Source organism: Nocardioides sp. YJ-D4 (assembly GCF_054031495.1).
Genome location: NZ_CM132932.1, coordinates 3,864,461 through 3,887,635, shown reverse-complemented (window position 1 = coordinate 3,887,635; position 23,175 = coordinate 3,864,461). Strand labels below are relative to the sequence as shown.

The 23,175-nt window shown below is 69.2% G+C and carries 21 protein-coding genes; 16 read left to right on the top strand and 5 right to left on the bottom strand.

The annotated features are described in order from the left end of the window. Both ACW14X_RS18605 and ACW14X_RS18600 read left to right on the top strand, forming a co-directional pair. Entirely contained in the window at window positions 1–795 is a 795-nt protein-coding gene (locus ACW14X_RS18605; RefSeq protein WP_457162923.1) for a hypothetical protein, read from the top strand. Then, window positions 795–1,535 carry a phosphoglyceromutase gene (locus tag ACW14X_RS18600; protein ID WP_160026820.1) on the top strand — a complete coding sequence of 247 codons (741 nt, stop codon included), beginning with the start codon at window positions 795–797 and terminating at the stop codon, window positions 1,533–1,535. The genes ACW14X_RS18605 and ACW14X_RS18600 overlap by 1 nt, the downstream gene beginning before the upstream one ends. A gap of 81 nt (window positions 1,536–1,616) precedes the next feature. On the opposite strand, the gene phoU is transcribed toward ACW14X_RS18600, so the two are convergent. After that, complete coding sequence (gene phoU / locus ACW14X_RS18595) at window positions 1,617–2,267, bottom strand: phosphate signaling complex protein PhoU (protein WP_350715573.1); 651 nt, start codon at window positions 2,265–2,267, stop codon at window positions 1,617–1,619. 120 nt (window positions 2,268–2,387) lie between these two features. Here phoU and ACW14X_RS18590 point away from each other — a divergent pair, with 120 nt between their 5' ends. Together ACW14X_RS18590 and ACW14X_RS18585 are read left to right on the top strand one after the other, a co-directional pair. Next, entirely contained in the window at window positions 2,388–3,545 is a 1,158-nt protein-coding gene (locus ACW14X_RS18590) for a sensor histidine kinase (protein WP_160026818.1), read from the top strand. After that, window positions 3,542–4,219 (top strand): response regulator transcription factor, encoded by a 678-nt coding sequence (locus ACW14X_RS18585; RefSeq protein ID WP_091046002.1) that lies wholly within the window; start codon window positions 3,542–3,544, stop codon window positions 4,217–4,219. Before ACW14X_RS18590 ends, ACW14X_RS18585 begins: the two co-directional genes overlap by 4 nt. A gap of 34 nt (window positions 4,220–4,253) precedes the next feature. Here ACW14X_RS18585 and ACW14X_RS18580 read toward each other — a convergent pair whose 3' ends face one another. Then, on the bottom strand, window positions 4,254–5,591 hold the full coding sequence (locus ACW14X_RS18580) for an MFS transporter (protein ID WP_457162922.1): 1,338 nt from the start codon (window positions 5,589–5,591) through the stop codon (window positions 4,254–4,256). 71 nt (window positions 5,592–5,662) lie between these two features. Between ACW14X_RS18580 and ACW14X_RS18575 the strand changes: the two genes are divergently transcribed. Next, window positions 5,663–6,646 carry a GlxA family transcriptional regulator gene (locus ACW14X_RS18575; protein WP_457162921.1) on the top strand — a complete coding sequence of 328 codons (984 nt, stop codon included), beginning with the start codon at window positions 5,663–5,665 and terminating at the stop codon, window positions 6,644–6,646. Between the two features lie 219 nt (window positions 6,647–6,865). Continuing rightward, window positions 6,866–7,768: a DMT family transporter gene (locus ACW14X_RS18570; RefSeq protein WP_457162920.1), complete on the top strand. Its 903-nt coding sequence runs from the start codon at window positions 6,866–6,868 to the stop codon at window positions 7,766–7,768. 76 nt (window positions 7,769–7,844) lie between these two features. Here ACW14X_RS18570 and ACW14X_RS18565 read toward each other — a convergent pair whose 3' ends face one another. Together ACW14X_RS18565 and mshA are read right to left on the bottom strand one after the other, a co-directional pair. Then, window positions 7,845–8,357: a YbjN domain-containing protein gene (locus ACW14X_RS18565; RefSeq protein WP_457162919.1), complete on the bottom strand. Its 513-nt coding sequence runs from the start codon at window positions 8,355–8,357 to the stop codon at window positions 7,845–7,847. Next, the gene (mshA, locus tag ACW14X_RS18560) at window positions 8,354–9,610 is read right to left on the bottom strand and encodes a D-inositol-3-phosphate glycosyltransferase (RefSeq protein ID WP_160026813.1); all 1,257 of its coding nucleotides are present in this window, start codon (window positions 9,608–9,610) and stop codon (window positions 8,354–8,356) included. The genes ACW14X_RS18565 and mshA overlap by 4 nt, the downstream gene beginning before the upstream one ends. 146 nt (window positions 9,611–9,756) lie before the next feature. On the opposite strand from mshA, the gene ACW14X_RS18555 reads away from it, so the two are divergent. Then, window positions 9,757–10,500 (top strand): SDR family NAD(P)-dependent oxidoreductase, encoded by a 744-nt coding sequence (locus ACW14X_RS18555; RefSeq protein WP_160026812.1) that lies wholly within the window; start codon window positions 9,757–9,759, stop codon window positions 10,498–10,500. 94 nt (window positions 10,501–10,594) lie between these two features. Further along, window positions 10,595–11,284, top strand: coding sequence for an aspartate/glutamate racemase family protein (locus ACW14X_RS18550; protein ID WP_350715585.1), 690 nt, complete (start codon window positions 10,595–10,597; stop codon window positions 11,282–11,284). Window positions 11,285–11,290: 6 nt separating this feature from the next. Here the strand turns inward: ACW14X_RS18550 and ACW14X_RS18545 are convergent, their stop codons facing one another. Continuing rightward, on the bottom strand, window positions 11,291–12,589 hold the full coding sequence (locus ACW14X_RS18545) for a M4 family metallopeptidase (protein ID WP_457162918.1): 1,299 nt from the start codon (window positions 12,587–12,589) through the stop codon (window positions 11,291–11,293). 99 nt (window positions 12,590–12,688) lie between these two features. Between ACW14X_RS18545 and typA the strand changes: the two genes are divergently transcribed. From typA to ectB, 8 genes are all read left to right on the top strand, one after another. Then, window positions 12,689–14,581, top strand: a complete 1,893-nt coding sequence (gene typA, locus ACW14X_RS18540; protein ID WP_457162917.1) for a translational GTPase TypA — start codon at window positions 12,689–12,691, stop codon at window positions 14,579–14,581. Between the two features lie 76 nt (window positions 14,582–14,657). Then, entirely contained in the window at window positions 14,658–15,491 is an 834-nt protein-coding gene (locus ACW14X_RS18535) for a class II fructose-bisphosphate aldolase (RefSeq protein WP_457162916.1), read from the top strand. A gap of 159 nt (window positions 15,492–15,650) precedes the next feature. Further along, entirely contained in the window at window positions 15,651–16,943 is a 1,293-nt protein-coding gene (locus tag ACW14X_RS18530) for an ABC transporter substrate-binding protein (RefSeq protein ID WP_457162915.1), read from the top strand. A 3-nt stretch (window positions 16,944–16,946) separates the two neighbouring features. Continuing rightward, window positions 16,947–17,939 (top strand): carbohydrate ABC transporter permease, encoded by a 993-nt coding sequence (locus ACW14X_RS18525; RefSeq protein ID WP_350844674.1) that lies wholly within the window; start codon window positions 16,947–16,949, stop codon window positions 17,937–17,939. Then, window positions 17,936–18,766 carry a carbohydrate ABC transporter permease gene (locus ACW14X_RS18520; protein WP_350715593.1) on the top strand — a complete coding sequence of 277 codons (831 nt, stop codon included), beginning with the start codon at window positions 17,936–17,938 and terminating at the stop codon, window positions 18,764–18,766. Before ACW14X_RS18525 ends, ACW14X_RS18520 begins: the two co-directional genes overlap by 4 nt. Further along, window positions 18,763–20,229 carry a family 1 glycosylhydrolase gene (locus ACW14X_RS18515; RefSeq protein ID WP_160026804.1) on the top strand — a complete coding sequence of 489 codons (1,467 nt, stop codon included), beginning with the start codon at window positions 18,763–18,765 and terminating at the stop codon, window positions 20,227–20,229. The genes ACW14X_RS18520 and ACW14X_RS18515 overlap by 4 nt, the downstream gene beginning before the upstream one ends. A 2-nt stretch (window positions 20,230–20,231) precedes the next feature. Beyond that, window positions 20,232–21,227 carry a LacI family DNA-binding transcriptional regulator gene (locus ACW14X_RS18510; protein ID WP_160029437.1) on the top strand — a complete coding sequence of 332 codons (996 nt, stop codon included), beginning with the start codon at window positions 20,232–20,234 and terminating at the stop codon, window positions 21,225–21,227. A gap of 114 nt (window positions 21,228–21,341) precedes the next feature. After that, the gene (gene ectB, locus ACW14X_RS18505) at window positions 21,342–23,159 is read left to right on the top strand and encodes a diaminobutyrate--2-oxoglutarate transaminase (RefSeq protein WP_457162914.1); all 1,818 of its coding nucleotides are present in this window, start codon (window positions 21,342–21,344) and stop codon (window positions 23,157–23,159) included. Window positions 23,160–23,175: the final 16 nt, after the last annotated feature.

The following is a 23,175-nucleotide window of genomic DNA, read 5'->3' as shown; positions in this document are numbered from 1 at the left end:
GTGACGACCAAGGTTATGCAGAAGCGGCTCGCAGTGACGGGCGCACTCGTGGCTCTCGCGCTTCCGGCGCTGACCGCCTGCAGCAGCTTCGACTACGCGACGGACCGGCCCAACGAGATCACCCACGGCGGGTCGACGCTCGACGGTGCCATCCGGATCAACGCCGCTCGCATCGTGACCGCGCAGGAAGGCTCCGGCGTCCTGGTCGGCACCTTCTCGCTCGACCCGGCGATCAACCCGGCGGTCGCCGGCAAGGCGCTGCCGACGGTCACCTCGATCGCCACGGCGGCCGACGCCGAGGAGACGGTCACGCCCGAGTCGTTCACGCCGATCGAGCTGCCGAAGTCCGGCATCATCAACCTGGCCGACCCGACCGTCGGTGGCATCGCGGTCACCGGCGACTTCAAGCCGGGCGACAGCATCCCGATGACCTTCACCTTCTCCGAGGGTGAGGAGAAGACCATCTCCGTCCCGGTGGTCACCCAGTGTGGTCCGTACGCCGAGGTCGTCGCAGCCGTCGACGAGACCACGAAGCCCGCGAAGAAGGGCAAGAACGCCGAGGCCGAGGCGTCCGAGGACGCTGCCGCCGAGGGCGCTGCCGAGGGCACCGAGGAGGCGTCGACCCTGCCGGCCGACGAGCCCGCCGAGAGCGAGCACGCGACCGAGACCGAGACCGAGGGCGAGCACGCCACCGAGGGCGAGGCGCACGACGAGTCCGCGGGCACCATCTCCGAGGACCCCTACTCCTGCGAGTTCCCCCCGGCCGCTCTGCCCGGTGCCGAGGAAGCTCACTGATGACCTACAAGCTCGTCCTTCTGCGTCACGGCGAGAGCGAGTGGAACGCGCTCAACCTGTCCACCGGCTGGGTCGACGTCGACCTCACCGACAAGGGCCGGGCCGAGGCCGTCAACGGCGGCAAGCTGCTGGCCGAGGCCGGGATCCTTCCCGACCTGGTCCACACGAGCCTGCTGCGACGTGCGATCAACACCGCCAACATCGCGCTCGACACCGCCGACCGCCACTGGATCCCGGTGCGCCGCGACTGGCGTCTCAACGAGCGCCACTACGGAGCGCTCCAGGGCAAGAACAAGTCCGAGACGCTGAAGAAGTTCGGCGAGGAGCAGTTCCAGCTGTGGCGTCGTTCCTACGACGTACCGCCGCCGCCGATCGAGGCCGACTCCGAGTACTCCCAGGCCGGTGACCCGCGCTACGCCGACATCGACGTGCCCGCCACCGAGTGCCTCAAGGACGTCGTCGCCCGGATGATCCCCTACTGGGAGTCGGCGATCGTGCCCGACCTCCAGGCCGGCAAGACCGTCCTGGTCACCGCCCACGGCAACAGCCTGCGCGCGCTGGTCAAGCACCTCGACAACATCTCCGACACCGAGATCGCCAAGCTCAACATCCCCACGGCCCAGCCGCTGGTCTACGAGCTCGACGAGTCGCTGAAGCCGGTCGTCACCGGCGGCACCTACCTCGACCCCGAGGCCGCGGCCGCCGCCGCTGAGGCCGTCGCCAACCAAGGCAAGCAGTAACAACCACAATCCCGCCGGGTCGGCTCGTCTTGACGAGCCGACCCGGCGGGATTTTCGGTCAGTACGAGCCGACTCGGCCGGTCAGGAGTCGGCGGGGGTCTCGCCGGTCACGACGAAGACGACCCGGTTGGCCACCGTGACGGCGTGGTCGGCGATGCGCTCGTAGTAGCGGCCCAGCAGAGCCACGTCGACGGCCGGCTCGACGCCGTGGGTCCAGTCCTGGCCCAGCAGCTCGGCGAAGGACTTGCGTCGCAGCTGGTCCATCTCGTCGTCGTCGGCGACCAGGTCCTGAGCTGCGGAGACATCGCGGGTGCGGAGGATCTCGCAGGTGCGCTCGACCATCTGCTGGGCGATCTCGGCCATCTTGCCGATGGTCGGCTGGGCCAGCTCGGGGACGGCCTTGTTCGGCGTACGCAGCCTGGCGATCTTGGCGACGTGGACGGAGAGGTCGCCCATCCGCTCGAGGTCGGAGATCATCCGCAGCGCGGCGACTACCACCCGCAGGTCGCCGGCGACCGGCGACTGGAGGCCGAGCAGCTCGAGGGCGTTCTCCTCGATGCGCTCGCGGGCGTCGTCGATCTCGACATCCTTGTCGATCACCTGCTCGGCGAGGTCGTTGCGGGCCTCGAGGAGAGCGGTGGTGGCGTCGCGTACGGCCACCGACACCAGCTCACAGACACTGGTGAGATCGGTGAAGATGGCATCGAGGTCCTCATGGAAAGCAGCGCGCATGGGCCGATCCTAGACACACGACATGTACTGATCTTCATCCCGAGTGAACCGACGGTGAACGTTCGGCGCGGAGACGTCCAGAGGCGAAGTTTGGGTGTTTGATGGGCTTACCCTGATCGTGTGGACTCGACGACGCAGGCCTTTCTTGCTGCGCTCCTCGGCGCTGTCGTCGCCGGAGCGGCGGTGCTTGCGTGGGCGATGAGCGAACGTTCCCGCCGCCGGATCCCCGAGGTCGAGCCCCCGAAGGTTCCCTCCGAGGTGGCCGCTGTCCTCTCGGTCCTGCGCAGCAGCGCGGTCGTCGTCGACGAGCACGACACGGTGCTCAAGGCCAGCGCTCCGGCGTACGCCCTGGGTCTGGTGCGCGGCACCTCGCTGGTCTCGCCCGAGCTGTCCGAGCTTGTCCACGGTGTGCGCCGTGACGGCCAGATCCGGGAGACCGAGCTGGTGATCTCGCGCGCGAACGGGGCCTCGCGGCACGTCACCGCCCGGGTCGCTCCGCTCGGCACGCGTCTGGCGCTCGCCCTGGTCGAGGACCGCACCCGCGAGCGCCGCGTCGAGGCCGTACGCCGCGACTTCGTCGCCAACGTCAGCCACGAGCTCAAGACGCCGGTCGGCGCGATCCGAGTGCTCGCCGACGCGGTCACCGAGGCCTCCGACGACCCCGAGGCCGTACGCCGCTTCGCCCACCGGATGATCACCGAGTCCGAGCGCCTGACCGAGCTCGTCCAGCAGATCATCGAGCTCTCCCGGCTCCAGGGCGACGAGCCCCTGGAGGCGCCGATCGCGGTCGACGTCGACAAGGTCATCGCGGCCGCCGTCGACGCCTCGACGGTCGACGCCGACGCCAAGGGCATCAACGTGGTCAGCGCCGGCACCGCCGGGTTGCACGTCTTCGGCAACGACGAGCAGGTCTCGACCGCGGTCACCAACCTGGTCTCCAACGCGGTCGCCTACTCCGACCCCGGCTCCACCGTGACCGTCTCGACCCGCGCGACCGACGGCTCCGTCGAGATCTCCGTGGTCGACCAGGGCATCGGGATCCCGTCCACGGAGATCGATCGGATCTTCGAGCGCTTCTACCGCGTCGACCCGGCTCGCCACCGCTCCACCGGTGGCACCGGGCTCGGCCTGTCGATCGTCAAGCACGTCGCCGCTACGCATGGTGGCGAGGTCAAGGTCTGGTCGCAGGAGGGTCAGGGTTCCACCTTCACCCTCACCCTGCCCCAGCACCTACCAACTGCCGGGAAGTCCGGCACAAGCAAGGAGGAACGCCCGTGACCCGGGTACTCGTCGTCGAAGATGAAGCCAGCTACAGCGAGGCACTGTCGTACATGCTCCGCAAGGAGGGCTTCGAGGTCGCCGTCGCCGAGGACGGCACCGACGCTCTGAAGGAGTTCGACCGCAACGGGGCAGACATCGTGCTGCTCGACCTGATGCTTCCCGGCCTCTCCGGCACCGAGGTGTGCCGGCAGATCCGGGCCACCTCGTCGGTCCCGGTCATCATGGTGACCGCCAAGGACGACGAGGTCGACAAGGTCGTCGGCCTCGAGCTCGGCGCCGACGACTACGTGACCAAGCCCTACTCCCCGCGCGAGCTCGTCGCCCGGATCCGCGCCGTCCTCCGCCGAGGCACCGAGCCCGACGCGGCCCCCGCCACCCTCGAGGCCGGGCCCGTCCGGATGGACGTGGAGCGCCACGTCGTGACCGTGGACGGGTCCGAGCAGCGGCTGCCCCTCAAGGAGTTCGAGCTGCTGGAGATGTTCCTGCGCAACCCCGGCCGCGTCCTCACCCGCGGCCAGCTCATCGACCGCGTCTGGGGCTCCGACTACGTCGGCGACACCAAGACCCTCGACGTACACGTCAAGCGCCTGCGCGCCAAGCTCGAGCCGGACCCGTCCGAGCCGAAGTTCCTGGTCACGGTCCGCGGTCTGGGCTACAAGCTCGACCTCTGAGGCTGTTCCTTCGTCGAGGTATGCAGCCGAAGGCTCACTCCCCCAGTGGAACTCCGCTGGGGATGTGGTCCTCGGCCTGCATACCTTGCTGGAGGCTCGCGCCGCGCGGCATCACCAGAGACATCAGCGCGGCGGCGGCGCACAGGGCGCCGGCTGCGTACCAGACCAGGTCGTAGGACCCGGTGACATCGCGTACGACGCCACCGATCCAGGCGACCAGGCCGGCTCCGACCTGGTGGGAGGCGAGGACCCAGCCGAAGACGATCGGAGCGTCCTCGGGCCAGATCTCGCGGCACAACGCGAGCGTGGGCGGCACGGTGGCGACCCAGTCGAGACCGTAGAAGACGATGAAGAACACCATCGGCGGGTGCACGTCGGACGAGAGCAGCATCGGCAGGAAGATCAGCGAGATCCCGCGCAGCGAGTAGTAGACGCCGAGGAGCACCACGGGGTTGAAGCGGTCGGTGAGCCAGCCGGAGAAGATCGTCCCGACGACGTCGAAGATCCCGATCACGGCGAGCAGCGAGGCGGCCGCGACGGTGGCCATCCCGTGGTCGTGCGCAGCGGGTACGAAGTGGGTCCTGATCAGCCCGTTCGTGGTGATACCGCAGATCGCGAAGGCACCGGCGAGAAGCCAGAAGGCCTTGGTACGCATCGCCATCCCGAGCACGCGCACGGTCCGTAGCGCGGCGCCGGTCGCGGGCGCGGGCCGCGGCACGATCTTCGAGGCGCCGTAGGGTGCCAGGCCGATATCCGCCGGGTAGTCGCGGAGCAGCAGCAACACGAACGGGATCACCGCGGCGGCGACCAGGGCGATGGTCACCGAGGCGGCCCGCCAGCCGAGCTCCCCGATCAGCACGGCCAGCACCGGCAGGAAGATCAGCTGTCCCGAGGCGCCACCGGCGGTCAGCAGACCGCTGACCAGGCCCTGCCGCTTGTCGAACCAGCGGGTGGTGATCGTCGCGCCGAAGGCGAGCGCCATGCAGCCGCTGCCGCCGCCGACGAGGACGCCCCAGCCGAGGACGAACTGCCACGACTGGCTCATCCAGACGGTGCCGAGCGAGCCGAGGGTGATCATGGTGAGCGCTACGGCGACCACCGGACGGATCCCGAAGCGGTCCATCAGCGCCGCAGCGAACGGGGCGGTCAGGCCGTAGAGCGCGAGCTGCAGGGTGATCCCGGCGCCGATCGTGCCGCGCGACCAGCCGAACTCCTCGTGCAGCGGACCGACCAGGAGACCCGGTGCCGCGGTGAAGGCGGCGGCGCCGACGATGGTCACGAAGGCGACGGCGGCCACCCACCAGGCCGGGTGGATGCGGGGGCGGCGCGCGGCTGCGCGGCCGGCAGGCGGCGGGGTCGTCGTCTGGGTCATGACGGTGATCCTTCCGGATTCGCACCACTCCAGACAGTGGCCTGATTGTCATCTATCGGTAAGATCCAGCCATGAGCGACGTACGGGTGGCTTCCCCGCACCGGGTCGCGGTGCTGATCCAGGACGGGTTCATCCCGTTCGAGATCGGCATCCCGCACCGGATCTTCGGCAGGGCCCGCGACAGCGAGGACCGGCTGCTCTACGAGGTCGTCACCTGCACCACCGGCGAAGCCGGACCGGTGCAGTCGGACTCGGACGTGGTCGTCCTCGCACCGCACGGACCCGAGGCGCTCGCGGACGCGGACACCGTGGTGATCCCGAAGTTCGGCCTCGACTACCCGACGGTCTCGGATGGCGTCCTGTCGGCGCCGCTGAAGGAGGCGCTCGACCTCATCCGGCCCGGCACCCGGATCATGTCGATCTGCACCGGCGCCTTCGCGCTCGCCGCGGCGGGCCTCCTCGACGGCCGCCCGGCGACCACCCACTGGTCGCACACCGACGACTTCCGAGCCCTGTTTCCGCAGGTCAAGCTGGACCCTGACGTACTCTTCGTCGACGACGGCGACATCCTCACCTCCGCCGGCGTGGCCTCGGGCCTGGACCTCTGCCTCCATGTCGTACGCAGCGACCACGGCGCCGCGGTCGCCAACCGCGTCGCCCGCGCGACGGTCGTACCTCCCCACCGCGACGGCGGGCAGGCGCAGTTCATCCGGCATCACGCACCCGCCCCCGGCGAAACCGGCATCTCGGCGGCGACCGCCTGGGCCCTCGCCCACCTCGACCAGCCGCTGAGCCTGGAAGCGATGGCGTCCCGGGTCTCGATGTCCGTACGCACCTTCACCCGGCGGTTCCGCGACGAGACCGGCGACTCCCCCGGCCGCTGGCTGCAGCGCCAGCGCATCGAGCTCGCCCGCAACCTGCTGGAGACCACCGACCTCTCGATGGAGCAGGTCGCCGCCCGCTGCGGCCTCAACACCGCCCAGTCCCTCCGTCTCCACTTCCACGCCGCCTTCGGCGTCACCCCCACCGCGTACCGCCGCACCTTCCGCGGCTGACCCCACCGAGGCGTCACCCCGGTCGGCCGAGGCGTCACTCCGGTCGGCCGAGGCGTCACTCCGGTCGGCCGAGTGGGCACCACCGTGACCTCTCGGCCGACGCCAGTGACGTCTCGGCCGACGCGGCTGACGTCTCGGCGCGGGCGAGATGGCGGGATGTCGAACATGGATGGCTGATATCCGCTCGCGCCCTGGGGCGCGGATCTTTACCCTTTTATCGTGACGACGACGATCAGCCCCGCGCCCGCTGCGACCACGCCGATCTGGAAGCCACTGATCGCTTGCGGGATCACGCTGGTCCTGTGGGCATCGGCGTTCGTCGGGATCCGTCACCTGGGCGACACCGTTCCTCCGGGGAGCCTGTCGCTGGGCCGGCTCGTGGTGATGGTGGCGGCGCTCGGCGCCTACCTCGCCCTGAAGGGCGGGTTCCGGCTGCCGACCCGGAAGGAGTGGCCGCTGATCGCGCTGGGCGGTGCATCGTGGCTCGGGATCTACAACCTGGCGCTCAACGAGTCCGAGCGCCGGATCGACGCGGCGACGGCGGCGCTGATCGTGCAGGTCGGGCCGATCGTGGTGGCGCTGCTGGCCGGCCTCGTGCTCAAGGAGACGATCCACCGATGGATCCTGATCGGCACCGGTGTCGGCTTCGCAGGGGTCGTCGTCATCGGCCGCGCCTCGGCCAACGGTGACACCGGCGATTGGATCGGCGTCGCCCTCTCGGTCGTCGCGGCGCTCACCTTCGCGGTCGGCGTTCTCACCCAGAAGAAGCTGCTGCCGACGATGAGCGCGCTGCTGCTGACGTTCTGGTACGCGATCGCCGGCCTCGTCATCTGCCTGCCCTGGTCGTTCGAGCTGGCCACCACGATCCCCGACATCAGCGTCGGCAACATCGGCTGGATCGTCTACCTCGGCCTCTTCCCGAGCGCGCTGGCCTTCGTGACCTGGGCCTATGCCCTGTCACACTCCGATGCTGGCAAGTTCGCGCAGTCGACGTTCCTGGTGCCGTTCATCACCGCGTTGATGGCGTGGCTGGTGCTCGACGAGGTGCCGCCGGCCCTCGCCTTCATCGGTGGCGCGATGTGCATCGCGGGTGTGCTGATCACCCGCCGCCAGCCGCGTTAGTCCTCGCCGGCCTGCGCGCTCCGCGCGCTTGCTCCCTCGCTCGGCGCGAGCGGACGAGCAAGCTCGCCGCTCGTCCTCACTCGGTCGCCTCGAGCCAGCCCCGGAAGGCTTCGAGGTTGGCGGTCGACTCACCGCGCAGCTTGCGCCACTCCCACTCCTTGCGGATCGAGGAGGCGAAGCCGAGCTCGAGGATGGTGTTGAAGGACTCGTCCGCGTACGTCAGGACCGAGCCGAGCAGCCGGTCGAGCTCGCTTGGTTCGACCATCGCCAGCGGCAGCCGGCCGTCGAGGTAGATGTCGCCGAGCCGGTCGAGACCGAACGAGACCCCGTAGAGCCGCAGGTTGCGCTCGAGCAGCCAGCGGTAGACGGTCTCGTGGTTCTCGTCGGGACGGCGGCAGACGAAGGCATGGACGCCGAGGGCGTGCTGCCCCAGGTCGAGCCGGACCGGCGTCTGCAGCTTGCGCTCGCCCGGGAGCGAGAACGAGAAGACCACCTCGCCACCCGGCTGGGACGTCTCGTCCCAGGTCAGGTCGTTGGACTTCAGCCAGCCGCGTACGACCTCTTCCTGGTCGGTCCGCGCATCAGTCATGCCGTCAGCTCCTCACGCATCAGCATCTTGGCCTCTTCATAGACCTCGAGCGTATTGCGTGCGGTGAGATCCCAGGAGAAGTCCTGGGCGTGTTCGCGGGCTCCGTCGGCCAGGGCGGACCAGCGTGAGTGGGAGGCGATGGCGTTGGTGAGTGCGTCGGCCCACTGCGCCGGGTCGTGGCCGTCGACCAGGAGCCCGCTGCGGCCGTGGTGCACGGCGGTGGTCAGCCCGCCGACCGCGGCCGCGACGACGGGCGTGCCGCAGGCCTGGGCCTCGACGGCGACCAGGCCGAACGACTCGTTGTAGGAGGGGACGGCGACGACGGAGGCGGCCGAGTACCAGAGCGCGAGCTGGTCCTGGCGCACCGGCGGGACGAACCGGACCACGTCGGATATCCCCAGCTCAGCGGCCAGATCGGCCAGTCCGGTCGGGTGCTCCAGCCCGGAGCCGGAGGGTCCACCGACGATCGGGACGACGAGGTTGGGGCGCAGCGACGGGTCACGCGCCAGCATGACGGCGGCCGCACGCAACAACACATCCGGAGCCTTGAGCGGCTGGATGCGACCGGCGAAGAGCAGCACGTGAGCACGGGCAGGGAGCCCGAGCGCGGCACGCGCCGCGGCCCGCCCGCGCGGACGGAAGACCCGCAGGTCGACCCCGGGATGCACGACGGCGACACGGCCCGGCTCCGCGTCGTACATGTTGATCAGCTGCTTGGCCTCGAGGTCGGTGTTGGCGATGAGCATGTCGGCGGCATCGACGACCTGCTCCTCCCCGATCACGCGAGCCTCGGGCTCGGGACAGTCACCCTCGGCGAGCGCCTCGTTCTTGACCTTGGCCATCGTGTGCATCGAGTGGACCAGCGGTACGCCCCAGCGGTCGCGGGAGAGCGCGCCGACCTGGCCCGAGAGCCAGTAGTGGGAGTGCACGGCGTCGAAGTAGCCCGGCGGGTTGGACGCCTCCGCGCGGAGCACCTCGCGCGCGAACGTGCACAGCTGCCCCGGAAGGTCACCCTTGGCCAGCCCCTCGAACGGGCCGGCGTGGACGTGGTGGACGGCGACCCCGTCGTACGCCTCCACGACCTGCGGCAGGCGCGAGGAGGTCGCGCGCGTGAAGATGTCGACCGCGATGCCCTGGGTGGCCAGCCGCCGGGAGAGCTCGAGCACGTAGACGTTCATGCCGCCGGCGTCGCCGGTGCCGGGCTGGTCGAGCGGAGAGGTGTGCAGACTGACCATCGCTACGCGGTGGATCATTCCTGCCCCTTTGTGTATACGCCTGTGGTCCCGTCTCTCAACACGCGGATCTCGCTCATCATTCCCGGCCGCGTGAACCCGCGTGAATCGTCTTCGATCGTGGGACCCGGTGGGCAAAGTCGAGCGAGCGACGAGAGAATGGCGCCATGTCGTCCAAGAATGCTGTCGTCACCGGCGCCTCGAGCGGGATCGGCGCGGCCACTGCCCGCCAGCTCGCCAAGGAGGGCTACCACGTCTTCCTCGCCGCTCGCCGGGCCGACCGGATCGCAGCGCTGGCCGAGGAGATCGGCGGCACCGCGATCGCGACCGACGTCACCTCCGACGACTCCGTCGCCGCCCTCGCCGAGGCGGTCGGCGACCGTCTCGACCTGCTGGTCAACAACGCCGGCGGCGCCTTCGGTGTGGACAAGGTGGCCGAGGCCGACCTGACCAAGTGGCAGGCGATGTTCGAGGTCAACGTGATCGGCCTGACCCGCGTGACCAAGGCGCTGCTCCCCGCTCTGGTCGCCTCGGGAGCGGGCGCGATCATCAACGTCGGCTCGATCGCCGGCCGGCGCGCCTACGAGGGCGGTGCGGGCTACAACGCAGCCAAGTTCGGCACCCGCGCGGTCACCGAGGCGCTGCGCCTGGAGATCGTCGACAAGCCGGTGCGGATCATGGAGATCGCCCCGGGCATGGTCCAGACCGAGGAGTTCTCGCTCGTACGTCTCGGGGGCGACCAGGCGGCTGCCGACGCGGTCTATCAGGGCGTCGCCGACCCGCTGGTGGCCGAGGACATCGCCGACGCCATCGTGTGGATGGCGACCCGTCCGGCTCACGTCAACATCGACGAGCTGGTCATCAAGCCGCGCGCCCAGGCGGCCCCGCACAAGGTGCACCGCGAGGGCTGACAGCCCCTGATCCGGCCTCTGACCTGGTCTAGTCCAGGTCAGAGCGACGCCGAGGATTCAGTACGCGACAGCCGACGGTGTCACACTCGATGACGTGCAGACGATCGGACTCATCGGCGGCATGAGCTGGGAAAGCACCGCCGCTTACTACGAGGGACTCAACAAGGGTGTCCAGGAGCGGCTCGGCGGTCTCCACTCCGCCAAGATCGTGCTGGCCTCCGTCGACCTGGCCGAGCTGACGGCACTGCAGGAGAAGGAGTCCTGGGACCAGGTCGCCGAGATCCTGACCGCCGCGGCCCGCAGCGTGGTGGCCGGCGGCGCCGACTTCATCCTGCTGTGCACCACCACCTTCCACAAGGTCTACGACGAGGTGGCGGCCGCCGTCGACGTACCCGTGCTGCACCTGGCCGACGAGCTCGCCGCGAAGGCCAAGGAGCTCGGCATCACCAAGGCTGGGTTCCTCGCCTCCCGCTACACCGTGGAGAACGACTTCTTCGCCCAGCGGATCTCGGACCACGGCGTCGACGTGAACCTGCCCGACACCCTCCACGTGGAGATGCTCGACTCGATCATCTACGAGGAGCTCATCCACCGGAACGTCGTGTCCGGCTCGCGCAAGCGGGTCCTCGAGGTCGTCCACGAGCTGTGGGACGCGGGCGCCGACGGCGTCATCCTCGGCGCCTCCGAGCTCAGCCTGCTGGTGCGACCCAGCGACGTCGACGTACCCATCCTCGACGCCATCACCGTGCACGTCGAGGCCGCGCTCGACCGCGCCCTGCCCTGAGGCTGATCAGCTCTCGAGCAGCTCGTTGGCGACGGCGCGCAGCTCGGGGCTCATGTCGCCCTCGTGCACGACCACCTTCCGGCCGTCGACCTCGAACTCGTAGATGTAGCGGTCGGCACCCTTCGGCTTCGAAGGGGTGACGTCGCGCTGCGCGATCAGGTTGCGCAGGGCGGCCACATGGGCGGCCGAGGGCGCGAGCTCCGCGACCCCCTCCTTGGTACGTCCCAGGAAACCGCCGCTGCGGCGTACCTTCACCATGGTCGGGCCCTCACCATCGGACGCGGGAGCCCTGGATGCTGGGGTGACCCCGACCTCGGACCACGCGGTGGTGACCGCCTCGGCCTGGTCGCCGGCCTCGGCGATGGTGGCCGCGGCGAACCCGGCGAAGTCGGTGTCGGTGGTGACGGCGCCGTTGGTCAGCGCGGCGTACCAGATCTTGCCGGCACCGTCCCACGAGTTGCCGCCGATCGCCTTCGCGGCGAGGGCGAAGGCGCGGTTGGGGATGCCGGAGTTGATGTGGACGCCGCCGTTGTCGTCGGTGCCGTCGTAGAGGTCGTCCATGTGGGCCGGCTGCGGGTCCTTGCCCAAGGTGGGGTCGTCGTAGGCGGTCCCGGGCTCGAGCATGTGCCGTAGCCCGACGCCCTGGACCGACTCGGTGAAGAGTCCCTCGCCGATGATCCAGTCGGCCTCGTCGGCGCTCTGACCGAGGAGGCGCTGCTTGAGGCACGAGCCGAACACGTCCGACATCGACTCGTTGAGCGCGCCGGGCTGGCCCTGGTAGACGAGCCCGGCGGAGTGCTCGGTGACCGCATGGGAGAGCTCGTGACCGATCACGTCGACGGCCTTGGTGAACCGCTGGAAGATCTCGCCGTCGCCGTCGCCGAAGACCAGCTGGGTGCCGTCCCAGAAGGCGTTGGCGTAGTCGCGGTCGTAGTGGACCGTCATCACGACCTCGATGCCGCGGCCGTCGTAGGAGTCGCGGCCGTAGACCTCCTCGAAGAGCGCCAGCGAGCCGGTGATCCCGGTCGCGGCCTCGTCGACGCTCGGGTCGCCCGTCTCCGGCTCACCCGCGGCGCGGGCCTTCTCCCCGGGGAGGTCGGTGCCGTTGTTGGCGGTGTAGACCGTCCAGTCCCCAGCCTCGGCGGTGGTCTCGCCGGCTTCGGGCGCGGCGCCCTGGGCGAGAACCCTGGTCAGGTGCTCGGCCCGAGCGGCTCGAAACGCGTTGTCCTGGTCGAGGCGGCCGGCGTCGAGCCGCTGCATGAGATACGGGGGCACGATCTGGCAGACGTGTTTCCGAGAAGTCATGGGCCTCAGCCAACCGTCATCTCCGGATGCGGGTCAAGGAGGTCACGGCGGATAAGATCAGACGTCCCGTCCCGCGCCAGAAATCGAGCCGCTTCGCACATGTCCGAGATCCTCAAGGCCAATCTACGCAACGTCGCCATCGTTGCGCACGTCGACCACGGCAAGACCACGCTGGTCGACGCCATGCTGCGTCAGGCAGGCACGTTCACCGAGCACGAGGCCGAATCGGTCGCCGACCGGGTCATGGACTCCGGCGAGCTCGAGCGCGAGAAGGGCATCACCATCCTCGCGAAGAACACCGCCATCCACTACACCGGGCCGAGCGCGCCCGAGGGGATGGCGATCAACATCATCGACACCCCCGGCCACGCCGACTTCGGTGGTGAGGTCGAGCGCGGCCTGTCGATGGTCGACGGGATCGTGCTGCTGGTGGACGCCTCCGAGGGCCCGCTCCCGCAGACCCGGTTCGTGCTGCGCAAGGCGCTCAACGCCGACATGCCGGTCGTGCTGGTGGTCAACAAGGTCGACCGCCCCGACGCCCGCATCGAGGAGGTCGTCGACGAGACGTACGAGCTCTTCATGGACCTGCTCGACGACTCTCACAGCCAGGACGCGCTCGACTTCCCGGTGATCTACGCCTCGGGCAAGGCCGGCGTCGCGTCGCTCGAGCAGCCCGGCAACGGCGAGCTGCCCGACTCCAAGGACCTGGAGCCGCTGTTCCAGACGATCATGGACACGATCCCGGCTCCGACGTACGTCGAGGGCGCGCCCCTCCAGGCCCACGTCACCAACCTCGACGCGAGCCCGTTCCTCGGCCGCCTCGCGCTGGTCCGCATCCACCAGGGCACCCTGAAGAAGGGCCAGAACGTCGCCTGGATGCGCCGTGACGGCGAGGTCAAGAACGTACGCATCACCGAGCTGCTCATCACCGAGGGCCTCGAGCGCAAGCCGGGCGAGATCGCCGGCCCCGGCGACATCGTTGCCATCGCCGGCATCCCGGACATCACCATCGGCGAGACCCTCGCCGACCCGGAGAACCCGGTCGCGCTGCCGCTCATCCACGTCGATGAGCCGGCCATCTCGATGACCATCGGCACCAACACCTCGCCGCTGGTCGGCAAGGTCAAGGGCTCGAAGGTCACCGCGCGCCTGGTCAAGGACCGCCTCGACTCCGAGCTCATCGGCAACGTGTCCCTGAAGATCCTCAACACCGAGCGGCCCGACGCCTGGGAGGTCCAGGGCCGTGGCGAGCTGGCGCTCGCGATCCTGGTCGAGCAGATGCGCCGCGAGGGCTACGAGCTGACCGTCGGCAAGCCGCAGGTGGTCACCAAGGAGATCGACGGCAAGATCCACGAGCCGTTCGAGCGCCTGACCATCGACGCGCCGGAGGAGTACCTCGGCGCCATCACCGAGCTGCTCGCGAACCGCAAGGGCCGCATGGAGGGCATGACCAACCACGGCACCGGCTGGGTGCGCATGGAGTTCATCGTCCCGGCGCGTGGCCTGATCGGCTTCCGCACCGAGTTCCTCACCGAGACCCGCGGCACCGGAATCGCCCACCACATCTCCGAGGGCTACGACCGCTGGGCCGGCGAGATCCGCTCGCGCAACAACGGCTCGCTCGTCGCCGACCGGGCCGGTGCGGCCACGGCGTACGCCATGACCTCGCTGCAGGAGCGCGGCGTCATGTTCGTCGAGCCGGCGACCGAGGTCTACGAAGGCATGATCGTCGGCGAGAACTCCCGCGCCGACGACATGGACGTCAACATCACCAAGGAGAAGCAGCAGACCAACGTCCGCTCCGCCACCTCCGACAACTTCGAGAAGCTCATCCCGCCGAAGAAGCTCTCGCTCGAGCAGTGCCTGGAGTTCTGCCGCGAGGACGAGTGCGTCGAGGTCACCCCCGACATGGTCCGCATCCGCAAGGTCGTCCTCGACCAGAACGACCGCGCCAAGATCGCCTCCCGCGCCCGCAAGGCCAACAAGTCCTGATCGACTCATCGGACGGCCGCCGACCCTCGTGGGTCGGCGGCCGTTCTCGTCGGCGGCTGCCTGCGACACTTCGACCATGACGCTCACGACCACCGCCTCGCTGATCAGCTCGGCCTACGAGGAGAGCCGCGGTGTCGCCGCCTTCAACGCGATCAACCTGGAGACCGTCGAGGCGATCGCCACCGGAGCCGAGACCGCGAACCGGCCGGTCATCGTGCAGATCAGCGAGAACGCGGTGCGCTACCACCGCGGCCTGGCTCCCCTGGCCCAGGCCGCGATCGCGGTCGCGTCCGGCTCGACGATGCCGATCGCGCTCCACCTGGACCACGCGACCGACGAGCACCTGGTCGGGATCGCGGTCGACCTCGGCTTCTCGTCGGTGATGTACGACGCCTCCCAGCTCCCCTACGAGGACAACCTCACCCGCACCGCCGCCGTCGCCCGCCGCTGCCACGACCGCGGCGCCCACGTCGAGGCCGAGCTCGGCGAGGTCGGCGGAAAGAACGGCGTCCACGCCCCCGGCGTACGCACCGACCCGGCCGAGGCGGCCGCGTTCGTCGCCGGCACCGGCGTCGACGCCCTCGCCGTCGCGGTCGGCTCGAGCCACAAGATGACCACCCGCGACGCGGCCCTGGACGAGGCACTGATCGCAGCGATCCGCCGCGCCGTCGACGTACCGCTGGTCCTGCACGGCTCCTCCGGCGTGAGCGACGACGGACTCCGAGCCGCCATCGCCGCCGGGATGACGAAGATCAACGTCGCCACCCAGCTCAACAAGGCCTTCACCGGCGCCGTCCGCGACGCCCTCGAAGCGGACCCGGCCCTGGTCGACCAGCGCCGCTACCTCGGTGCCGGCCGCGACGCGATGGCCGCCGAGGCCGCGCGGCTGCTCACCGTCATCTCGGGCTGAGAGACGCCCTCGTTTCCCCAGTTTGGTGGAAGCGCTCCCACAGTCACGAAATCGTTACCACCCGGCTACTTGACAGAGCCTTGTGAGCGCGATCACACTCTCCCTAGTCCCGAGAGTGGAAGCGCTCTCACTCCCCACACAGACGTGCAGGAGCACCCCGTGTCCAAGATCTCCAAGTCCTGGCGCCGCGGTCTAGCCGCTGGCGCGGTCGCCACTCTCGTCGCTGGCCTCGTCGGGGCCTGCGGCGGCAGCGACGACACCGGCGAGCAGGCCAAGCTCGGCAAGGACGACACCCTGACCATCACGACCTTCAGCGAGTTCGGCTACGGCGACCTCATCGAGCAGTGGAACGCCGACCCTGATCGCCCCTTCAAGGTCAAGCAGACCGTCGTTGCCGAGTGGGACACCTGGAAGCAGAGCCTCACCACCGGCCTGCAGTCGGGCGAGGGTCTCACCGACATCGTCGGCATCGAGGGCGACATGATGCCCGCGCTCGTCGCCGAGGGCGCCTCCGACCAGTTCGTCGACCTCACCGACAAGGAGCTCGACAGCCGCTGGATGGAGTCGAAGTACCTCGAGGGCCAGACCGCCGACGGCAAGCAGATCGGCTATCCGACCGACGCCGGCCCCGAGGCGTTCTGCTACCGCGCCGACCTCTTCGAGAAGGCCGGCCTGCCGAGCGACCGCGAGTCCGTGAAGGAGCTCTTCAAGGACTGGGACACCTACTTCGCCACCGGCGACAAGTTCAAGGCGAAGATGCCCAAGACCGCGTGGTACGACTCCAGCGGCGCGATCGCCCAGGCGATGCTCAACCAGGTGGAATACCCCTTCCAGACCAAGGACCAGAAGGTCGACGCCGACAACCCGGAGCTCCGGGCGGTCTACGACACGGTCGCCGAGCACGCCGCCACCCAGTCGACCAAGGTCGAGCAGTGGGGCGAGGACTGGATGGCCAACTTCACCAACGACGGCTTCGCGACCATCCCCTGCCCCGGCTGGATGTTCGCCAACATCAAGGACTCCGCGCCTGACGTGAAGGGCTGGGACATCGTCGACGCCTTCCCGGGCGGCGGCGGCAACTGGGGCGGCTCCTACCTCGCCGTCCCGGCTCAGTCCGAGCACCAGGAGGAGGCCAAGGAGTTCGCCAACTACCTGACCAACGCCGAGTCCCAGGTCGCTGCCTCGAAGGTGGCCGGCAACTTCCCGGCCAACCTGGAGGCCCAGTCCACGCTGGCCGAGGAGAACGCCACCGACCCCTACTTCAACAACGCCCCGACCTCGCAGATCCTGGCCAGCCGCGCCGAGGCCGTGCCGGCGGGCGTCCCGTTCAAGGGTGACAAGTACTCCGACATCCTGGGTCTCTTCCAGCAGGCGATCCGACGTGTGGACGAGGGCACCGACCCCGAGAAGTCGTGGGCGACCTTCCTCGAGGGCGTCGAAGGAATGTCCTGATCCATGCCGACCACCACCTCTGCCCCGGTCGAGAACGCCACCCCGGCGCCCTCGACCGGGGCAGCACCCCGCCGCCAGGCGTGGCGTAACCGGCTCTCCCGGTGGGACTTCAAGCTCTCGCCCTACCTCTACGTCGCGCCGTTCTTCCTGGTGTTCATCGTCATCGGGCTCTACCCGATGCTCTACACCGGCTACCTGTCCTTCTTCTCCTGGCCTGCGTACGGGTCCGAGGTCGGCCCGTGGGTCGGCTGGGACAACTACGCCCACGTGCTCGGCGACTCGGTCTTCCGCAAGGCCTTCTGGAACACCATCGGGATCTTCCTGCTCTCCTCGGTGCCGCAGATCATCGTGGCGACGATCCTCGCCGCGCTGCTCGACACCCAGCTCCGTGGCCGCACCCTGTGGCGGATGAGCATCCTGCTGCCCTTCGTGGTCGCCCCCGCGGCGTCCGCGATGATCTTCGGCGCGATCTTCGCCGACGGCACCGGCCTGATCAACCAGACGCTCGCCGAGTTCGGCCTTCCGAAGGTGCCCTGGCACGCCGACCGGTTCGCCAGCTGGACCGCGATCGCCACCATGGTCAACTGGCGCTGGACGGGCTACAACGCGCTGATCATCCTCGCCGCCATGCAGGCGATCCCGCGAGACCTCTACGAGGCGGCCGACATCGACGGCGCCTCCAAGGTGAGGCAGTTCTTCCACGTCACCCTGCCCTCGATCCGGCCGACGATGATCTTCGTCATCGTCACCTCGACCATCGGTGGCCTGCAGATCTTCACCGAGCCGCGGATCTTCGACACCAACCTGCGGTTCCAGGGCGGCTCCGACTTCCAGTACACGACCTTGACGATGTACGTCTTCAACACCGCCCAGACCACGACCAACCCGTATCCGCGGGCGGCCGCCGCCGCCTGGGTGCTCTTCCTCATCATCGTGGGGATCGCCTTGGTCAACTTCCTGGTCACCCGGGCCGTTCAGCGTAGGAGCCTCCGATGAGCAAGAGACCTGGATTCCTCGTGTACGGCCTGCTCACAGCGTTCCTGATCGGGTCGGCCTTCCCCCTCTACTGGTCGTTCGTCATCGGGTCCGTGACCCGCCAGCGGGCGATCCAGTCGCCTCCCCCGCTGGTCCCGGGCGGACACTTCTTCGACAACGCCGCCCGGGTCTTCGACCGGATCGACTTCTGGACGGCCCTGCTCAACTCGATCATCGTCTCCGGGGTCTCGGCGGCATCGGTGGTGCTGTTCTCGACCCTGGCCGGCTACTCCTTCGCCAAGCTCCGCTTCCGCGGAGCCAACGCGGCGATGGTCTTCGTGGTCGCGACCTTGGCGGTGCCGACCCAGCTCGCACTGGTGCCGATGCTCAAGCAGTTCTCCAGCCTCGGCCTGACCGGCACCCTCCCTGCCGTGATCCTGCCGTGGCTGGTGACCGCGTTCGGTGTCTTCTTCATGCGGCAGTACCTGGTCGACGCGATCCCCGACGAGCTCATCGACGCAGCCCGCGTCGACGGTGCGTCCATGATCCGTACGTTCTGGACAGTCGCCCTCCCCGCCGCACGACCGGCCATGGCGATCCTCGGCCTGTTCACCTTCATGCAGGTGTGGACCGACTTCATGTGGCCGCTGATCGTGCTGCAGGGCTCCGACGTACAGACCCTGCAGACCGCGCTGGACGCGCTCAAGGTCGCGCCCGGACAGGGGCATGCCGACATGGCGCTGGTCCAGGCCGGAACGATCCTCGCGACCGTGCCCCTACTTCTGTTGTTCATCGCCACCGGCCGCCACCTGGTGTCCGGCATCATGCAAGGAGCCGTCAAGGGATGAATCTCTCGACAAACCCAGCCCGCGCCGAGCGCACGTTTCCCCAGGACTTCCTCTGGGGTGCGGCGACGGCTTCCTACCAGATCGAGGGAGCCATCGACGAGGACGGACGTACGCCCAGCAACTGGGACACCTTTACCAAGGTGCCGGGGGCGATCCTCAACGGCGACACCGGCGAGGTGGCCTGCGACCACTACCACCGGGTGCCCGAGGACGTCGCGCTGATGAAGCGCCTCAACCTGGCTTCGTACCGGTTCTCGACGGCGTGGCCGCGGATCCGTCCCGACGGCGGGAAGGTCAACCAGGCAGGACTCGACTTCTACAGCCGTCTCGTCGACGAGCTGCTCGAGGCCGAGATCGCGCCGTGGATCACGCTCTACCACTGGGACCTGCCGCAGGCGCTGGAGGACCAGGGCGGCTGGACCAGCCGGGACACCGCCTACCGGTTCGTGGAGTACTCCACGACCGTGTACGACGCGCTCTCCGACCGCGTCGACAACTGGACGACGCTGAACGAGCCGTGGTGCTCGGCGTTCCTCGGCTACTCCGGTGGCCAGCACGCGCCGGGTCGCCAGGAGGGCGTGGCCGGCATCGTCGCGGCCCACCACCTCATGCTCGGGCACGGGCTCGTGATCAACGAGCTGCGCGCCCGCGGCGCGACGCCGGAGAACGGCAAGTCCCTCGGCATCACCCTCAATCCGACGGTCGTCGACCCCTACGACGCCGACCGTCCCGAGGACGTCGACATGACCCGGCGGATCGACGGTCTGCACAACCGGGTGTTCCTCGACCCGCTGTTCCGGGGCAAGTACGCCGACGACCTGGCCGCGGACACCGAGGGCCTGACCTTCCAGGGCCGGCCGTGGCAGGACTGGGTGCTCGAGGGCGACCTGGAGGTCATCTCCGCGCCGCTCGACGTCCTCGGGGTCAACTTCTACTTCGGCAACGCCATCGCGGCGGAGCCGTTCGAGATCGACCCCGACCAGGTGCTGGGCAGCCGGCTCGTGCACTCCGACCTGCCGCGAGGGAACCCCTACCCCGGCGCCGAGTTCGTCACCCCGCGTACGGGCCGCGCCACGACCGCCCGCGATTGGGAGATCGACCCGGTCTGGCTGACCCGGCTGCTGACCCGGCTCAGCGGCGAGTACGGCGCCCCGCCCATCTACATCACCGAGAACGGCGCCTACTACGATGATGTGGTGGAGGATGGCGCCGTGCACGACAGCGCCCGACTCGACTACATCGACACGCACCTGCGCGCCACCCTCGACGCGATGGAGCAGGGTGCGGACGTACGCGGCTACTTCGCCTGGTCCCTGCTCGACAACTTCGAGTGGAGCTACGGCTACGCGCACCGGTTCGGGATCGTGCACGTGGACTTCGAGACCCAGGTGCGTACGCCGAAGGACAGCGGCCTCTGGTTCGCCGATGTCGCCGCCAACAATCGGGTGCCGGCGCGCCCGTGAACATGCCCACGCTCGACGAGGTCGCTCGGCTGGCTGGTGTCAGCCGGGCGACCGCGTCGCGTGCCATCAACGGCGGCTCCCGCGTTTCCGCGAAGGCCGCTGAGGCCGTGTCCGAAGCGGTCCGCACGCTCGGCTACACCCCCAACCCGGCGGCGCGGTCGCTGGTCACGCGGCGCACCGACTCGGTCGCGCTGGTCGTGCCCGAGCCCGACGAGCGGGTCTTCTCCGACCCGTTCTTCGCGCGCACGCTGCACGTCGTCACGCGGGTCCTGTCCGAGCGCGACCTGCAGGTGGTGCTGCTGATCGCGCAGGGCGGCGAGGAGGAGCGGATGCTCCGCTACCTGCGCGGACGCCACGTCGACGGGGCCATCGTCGTCTCTCACCACCGCAGCGACGCCCTTCCGGACCATCTGGCCGCTATCGGCCTGCCGAACGTCTTCATCGGGCGCCCTTGGACCAGCGAGGACTTGGTGTCCTACGTCGACAGCGACAACGTCGGCGCCGGGCGGCAGGCGACCCGCGTCCTGGTCGATCGCGGCTGCCGAAGGATCGGCACCATTGCCGGACCAGCCGACATGCACGCCGGCTGGGACCGGCTGACCGGCTGGCGGGCCGAGCTCGCCGAGAATGGCCTGTCGGACGAGGCCATGGTCGAAGGCGACTTCACCGAGGACGGCGGCGCGGTCGCCTGCGGGCGCCTCCTCGACGCCCACCCCCACCTGGACGGCATCTTCGCTGCCTCGGACCTGATGGCTGCCGGCGCCCTGCGCTGCCTGGGCGAGCGCGGCCTGCGCGTGCCCGATGACATCGCCCTGATCGGCTTCGACGACCTGGGCACGGCAGCACGCACGCTTCCGCCGCTCACCACCATGACCAACCCGATCGTGGCGATGGCCACCGAGGCTTGCCGGCTTCTCCTCGCCCAGCTCGACGGCACCACCACCCTCCCGCGGCGGGTCGTCTTCGCGCCCGAGCTGGTGCGGCGTACGTCTGCCTGACCTGACCCACCGCTCGGTCCGCCCGCATATCGGAGTGCGGACGCGACCCGGGCATGCCCGCGGCAAGGCTGTTAGCGTCGTGTGGCGATGCCACATCGCAATTCGACTGGCAGCGTGCCCCGCCTGAAGTCGGCTTCCCGAGTCGACTTCCGCTCACCGGACCTCGAGGACGGTCAGCACCTGTGGCGGATGGCAACGAAATCTCGGGTACTCGACGTCAATGCCTCGTACGCCTACCTGCTGTGGGCGCGCGACTTCGCAGAGACGTCGCTCATCGCGACCGTCGATGACGATCCAGGAGGATTCGTCACCGGCTATCTCCGTCCGGACGATCCGGAGAGCCTGATGATCTGGCAGGTCGCCGTCGACGAGCAGCACCGCGGCCAGGGCCTGGCCCGCCGCATGCTCGACGAGCTCGTCGACCGCCTCACCGTCGACCAGGGCGTACGCCACCTGGAGACGACCATCACCGCGGACAACAGCGCCTCCATCGCCCTGTTCACATCGTTCGCGAACGCACGCGGCGCCCCGATCGAGCGCACGCCGCTCTTCGAGGCCGCGATGTTCCCCGACGGGCACGACGCGGAGCTGCTGTTCCGCATCGGCCCGTTCCCACCCGCACGACCCGATCACGGAGGTGTCATACCCATGACGACGACCACCGAGCCTGCCACTGCGATCTTCGACTCCCTGGAGTCACAGGTCCGCAGCTACTGCCGCAGCTGGCCCGCCGTGATGACCCACTCCCACGGCGCCACCGTCACCAGCGAGGACGGGACCGAGTACCTGGACTTCTTCGCCGGAGCCGGCGCGCTCAACTACGGGCACAACAACCCCGCGCTGCTCGAGCCGCTGCTCGACTATCTGCGCGAGGGCCGCATCCTGCACTCCCTGGACATGCACACCAGCGCGAAACGGGACTTCCTGCAGGCCTTCTCGGACCTGATCCTCGAGCCGCGCGGCCTCGACTACAAGGTGATGTTCCCCGGTCCGACCGGGACCAACTCCGTCGAGGCTGCGCTCAAGCTGGCGCGCAAGGTGACCGGGCGACAGCACGTGCTGTCGTTCACCAACGCCTTCCACGGGATGACGCTCGGCTCGCTCGCGGTGACCGGCAACTCGATGAAGCGCAAGGGCGCGGGGATTCCGCTGACCAACAGCTCGAAGATCCCGTACGACGACTACTTCAACGGTGCCGTCGACGACTTCATGTGGCTGGAGCGGGTGCTCCAGGACAGCGGCTCCGGCGTCGACAAGCCGGCCGCGATCATCGTGGAGTCCGTCCAGGGCGAGGGCGGCCTCAACGCCGCCCGGCTGGAGTGGCTCAAGGCGCTCTCGGACCTGTGCCGCGAGTACGACATCATCTTGATCGTCGACGACGTGCAGGCCGGCTGCGGACGTACCGGCACCTTCTTCAGCTTCGAGGAGGCCGGGTTCTCCCCCGACATCGTCTGTCTGTCGAAGTCGATCTCCGGCTTCGGCCTGCCGATGGCGCTGACCCTGATCCGGCCCGAGCTCGACCAGTTCGAGCCCGGTGAGCACAACGGCACCTTCCGCGGTCACAACCTCGCCTTCGTCACCGGCCGGGCGGCACTGGAGACGTACTGGGCCGACGACTCCTTCCAGAAGGACGTCCAGGCGAAGGCCGCCGAGCTGCGGGACGGGCTGACCAAGGTCGCCGAGCGGTACGAGGGTGCGACCGTCCGCGGCCGCGGCCTGCTGACCGGCATCGCCTTCCCGGACGTCAGCGCGGCCGGGAAGATCGCGACGGCGGCGTACGAGCGGGGCCTGCTGGTCGAGACCTCCGGCCCCGAGGACGAGGTCCTCAAGACGATGCCGCCGCTGACCATCACCTCCGAGGAGCTCGCCCGCGGCCTCGCCATCGTCGAGGAGGCCACCGCGTCCGTCCTCGGCGACGGCAACCCGGCCTAACCTCCCCCGACAGCTG

Excerpts from the sequence above, each read along its gene's own strand:
- ACW14X_RS18525 (WP_350844674.1), top strand. The coding sequence starts at position 16,947 with ATGCCGACCACCACCTCTGCCCCGGTCGAGAACGCCACCCCGGCGCCC.
- ACW14X_RS18580 (WP_457162922.1), bottom strand. The coding sequence starts at position 5,591 with ATGACCCAGACGACGACCCCGCCGCCTGCCGGCCGCGCAGCCGCGCGC.
- ACW14X_RS18510 (WP_160029437.1), top strand. The coding sequence starts at position 20,232 with ATGCCCACGCTCGACGAGGTCGCTCGGCTGGCTGGTGTCAGCCGGGCG.
- ACW14X_RS18565 (WP_457162919.1), bottom strand. The coding sequence starts at position 8,357 with ATGACTGATGCGCGGACCGACCAGGAAGAGGTCGTACGCGGCTGGCTG.
- ACW14X_RS18535 (WP_457162916.1), top strand. The coding sequence starts at position 14,658 with ATGACGCTCACGACCACCGCCTCGCTGATCAGCTCGGCCTACGAGGAG.
- ACW14X_RS18600 (WP_160026820.1), top strand. The coding sequence starts at position 795 with ATGACCTACAAGCTCGTCCTTCTGCGTCACGGCGAGAGCGAGTGGAAC.
- ACW14X_RS18555 (WP_160026812.1), top strand. The coding sequence starts at position 9,757 with ATGTCGTCCAAGAATGCTGTCGTCACCGGCGCCTCGAGCGGGATCGGC.
- ACW14X_RS18545 (WP_457162918.1), bottom strand. The coding sequence starts at position 12,589 with ATGACTTCTCGGAAACACGTCTGCCAGATCGTGCCCCCGTATCTCATG.
- ACW14X_RS18520 (WP_350715593.1), top strand. The coding sequence starts at position 17,936 with ATGAGCAAGAGACCTGGATTCCTCGTGTACGGCCTGCTCACAGCGTTC.
- typA (WP_457162917.1), top strand. The coding sequence starts at position 12,689 with ATGTCCGAGATCCTCAAGGCCAATCTACGCAACGTCGCCATCGTTGCG.
- ACW14X_RS18575 (WP_457162921.1), top strand. The coding sequence starts at position 5,663 with ATGAGCGACGTACGGGTGGCTTCCCCGCACCGGGTCGCGGTGCTGATC.
- mshA (WP_160026813.1), bottom strand. The coding sequence starts at position 9,610 with ATGATCCACCGCGTAGCGATGGTCAGTCTGCACACCTCTCCGCTCGAC.
- ACW14X_RS18515 (WP_160026804.1), top strand. The coding sequence starts at position 18,763 with ATGAATCTCTCGACAAACCCAGCCCGCGCCGAGCGCACGTTTCCCCAG.
- phoU (WP_350715573.1), bottom strand. The coding sequence starts at position 2,267 with ATGCGCGCTGCTTTCCATGAGGACCTCGATGCCATCTTCACCGATCTC.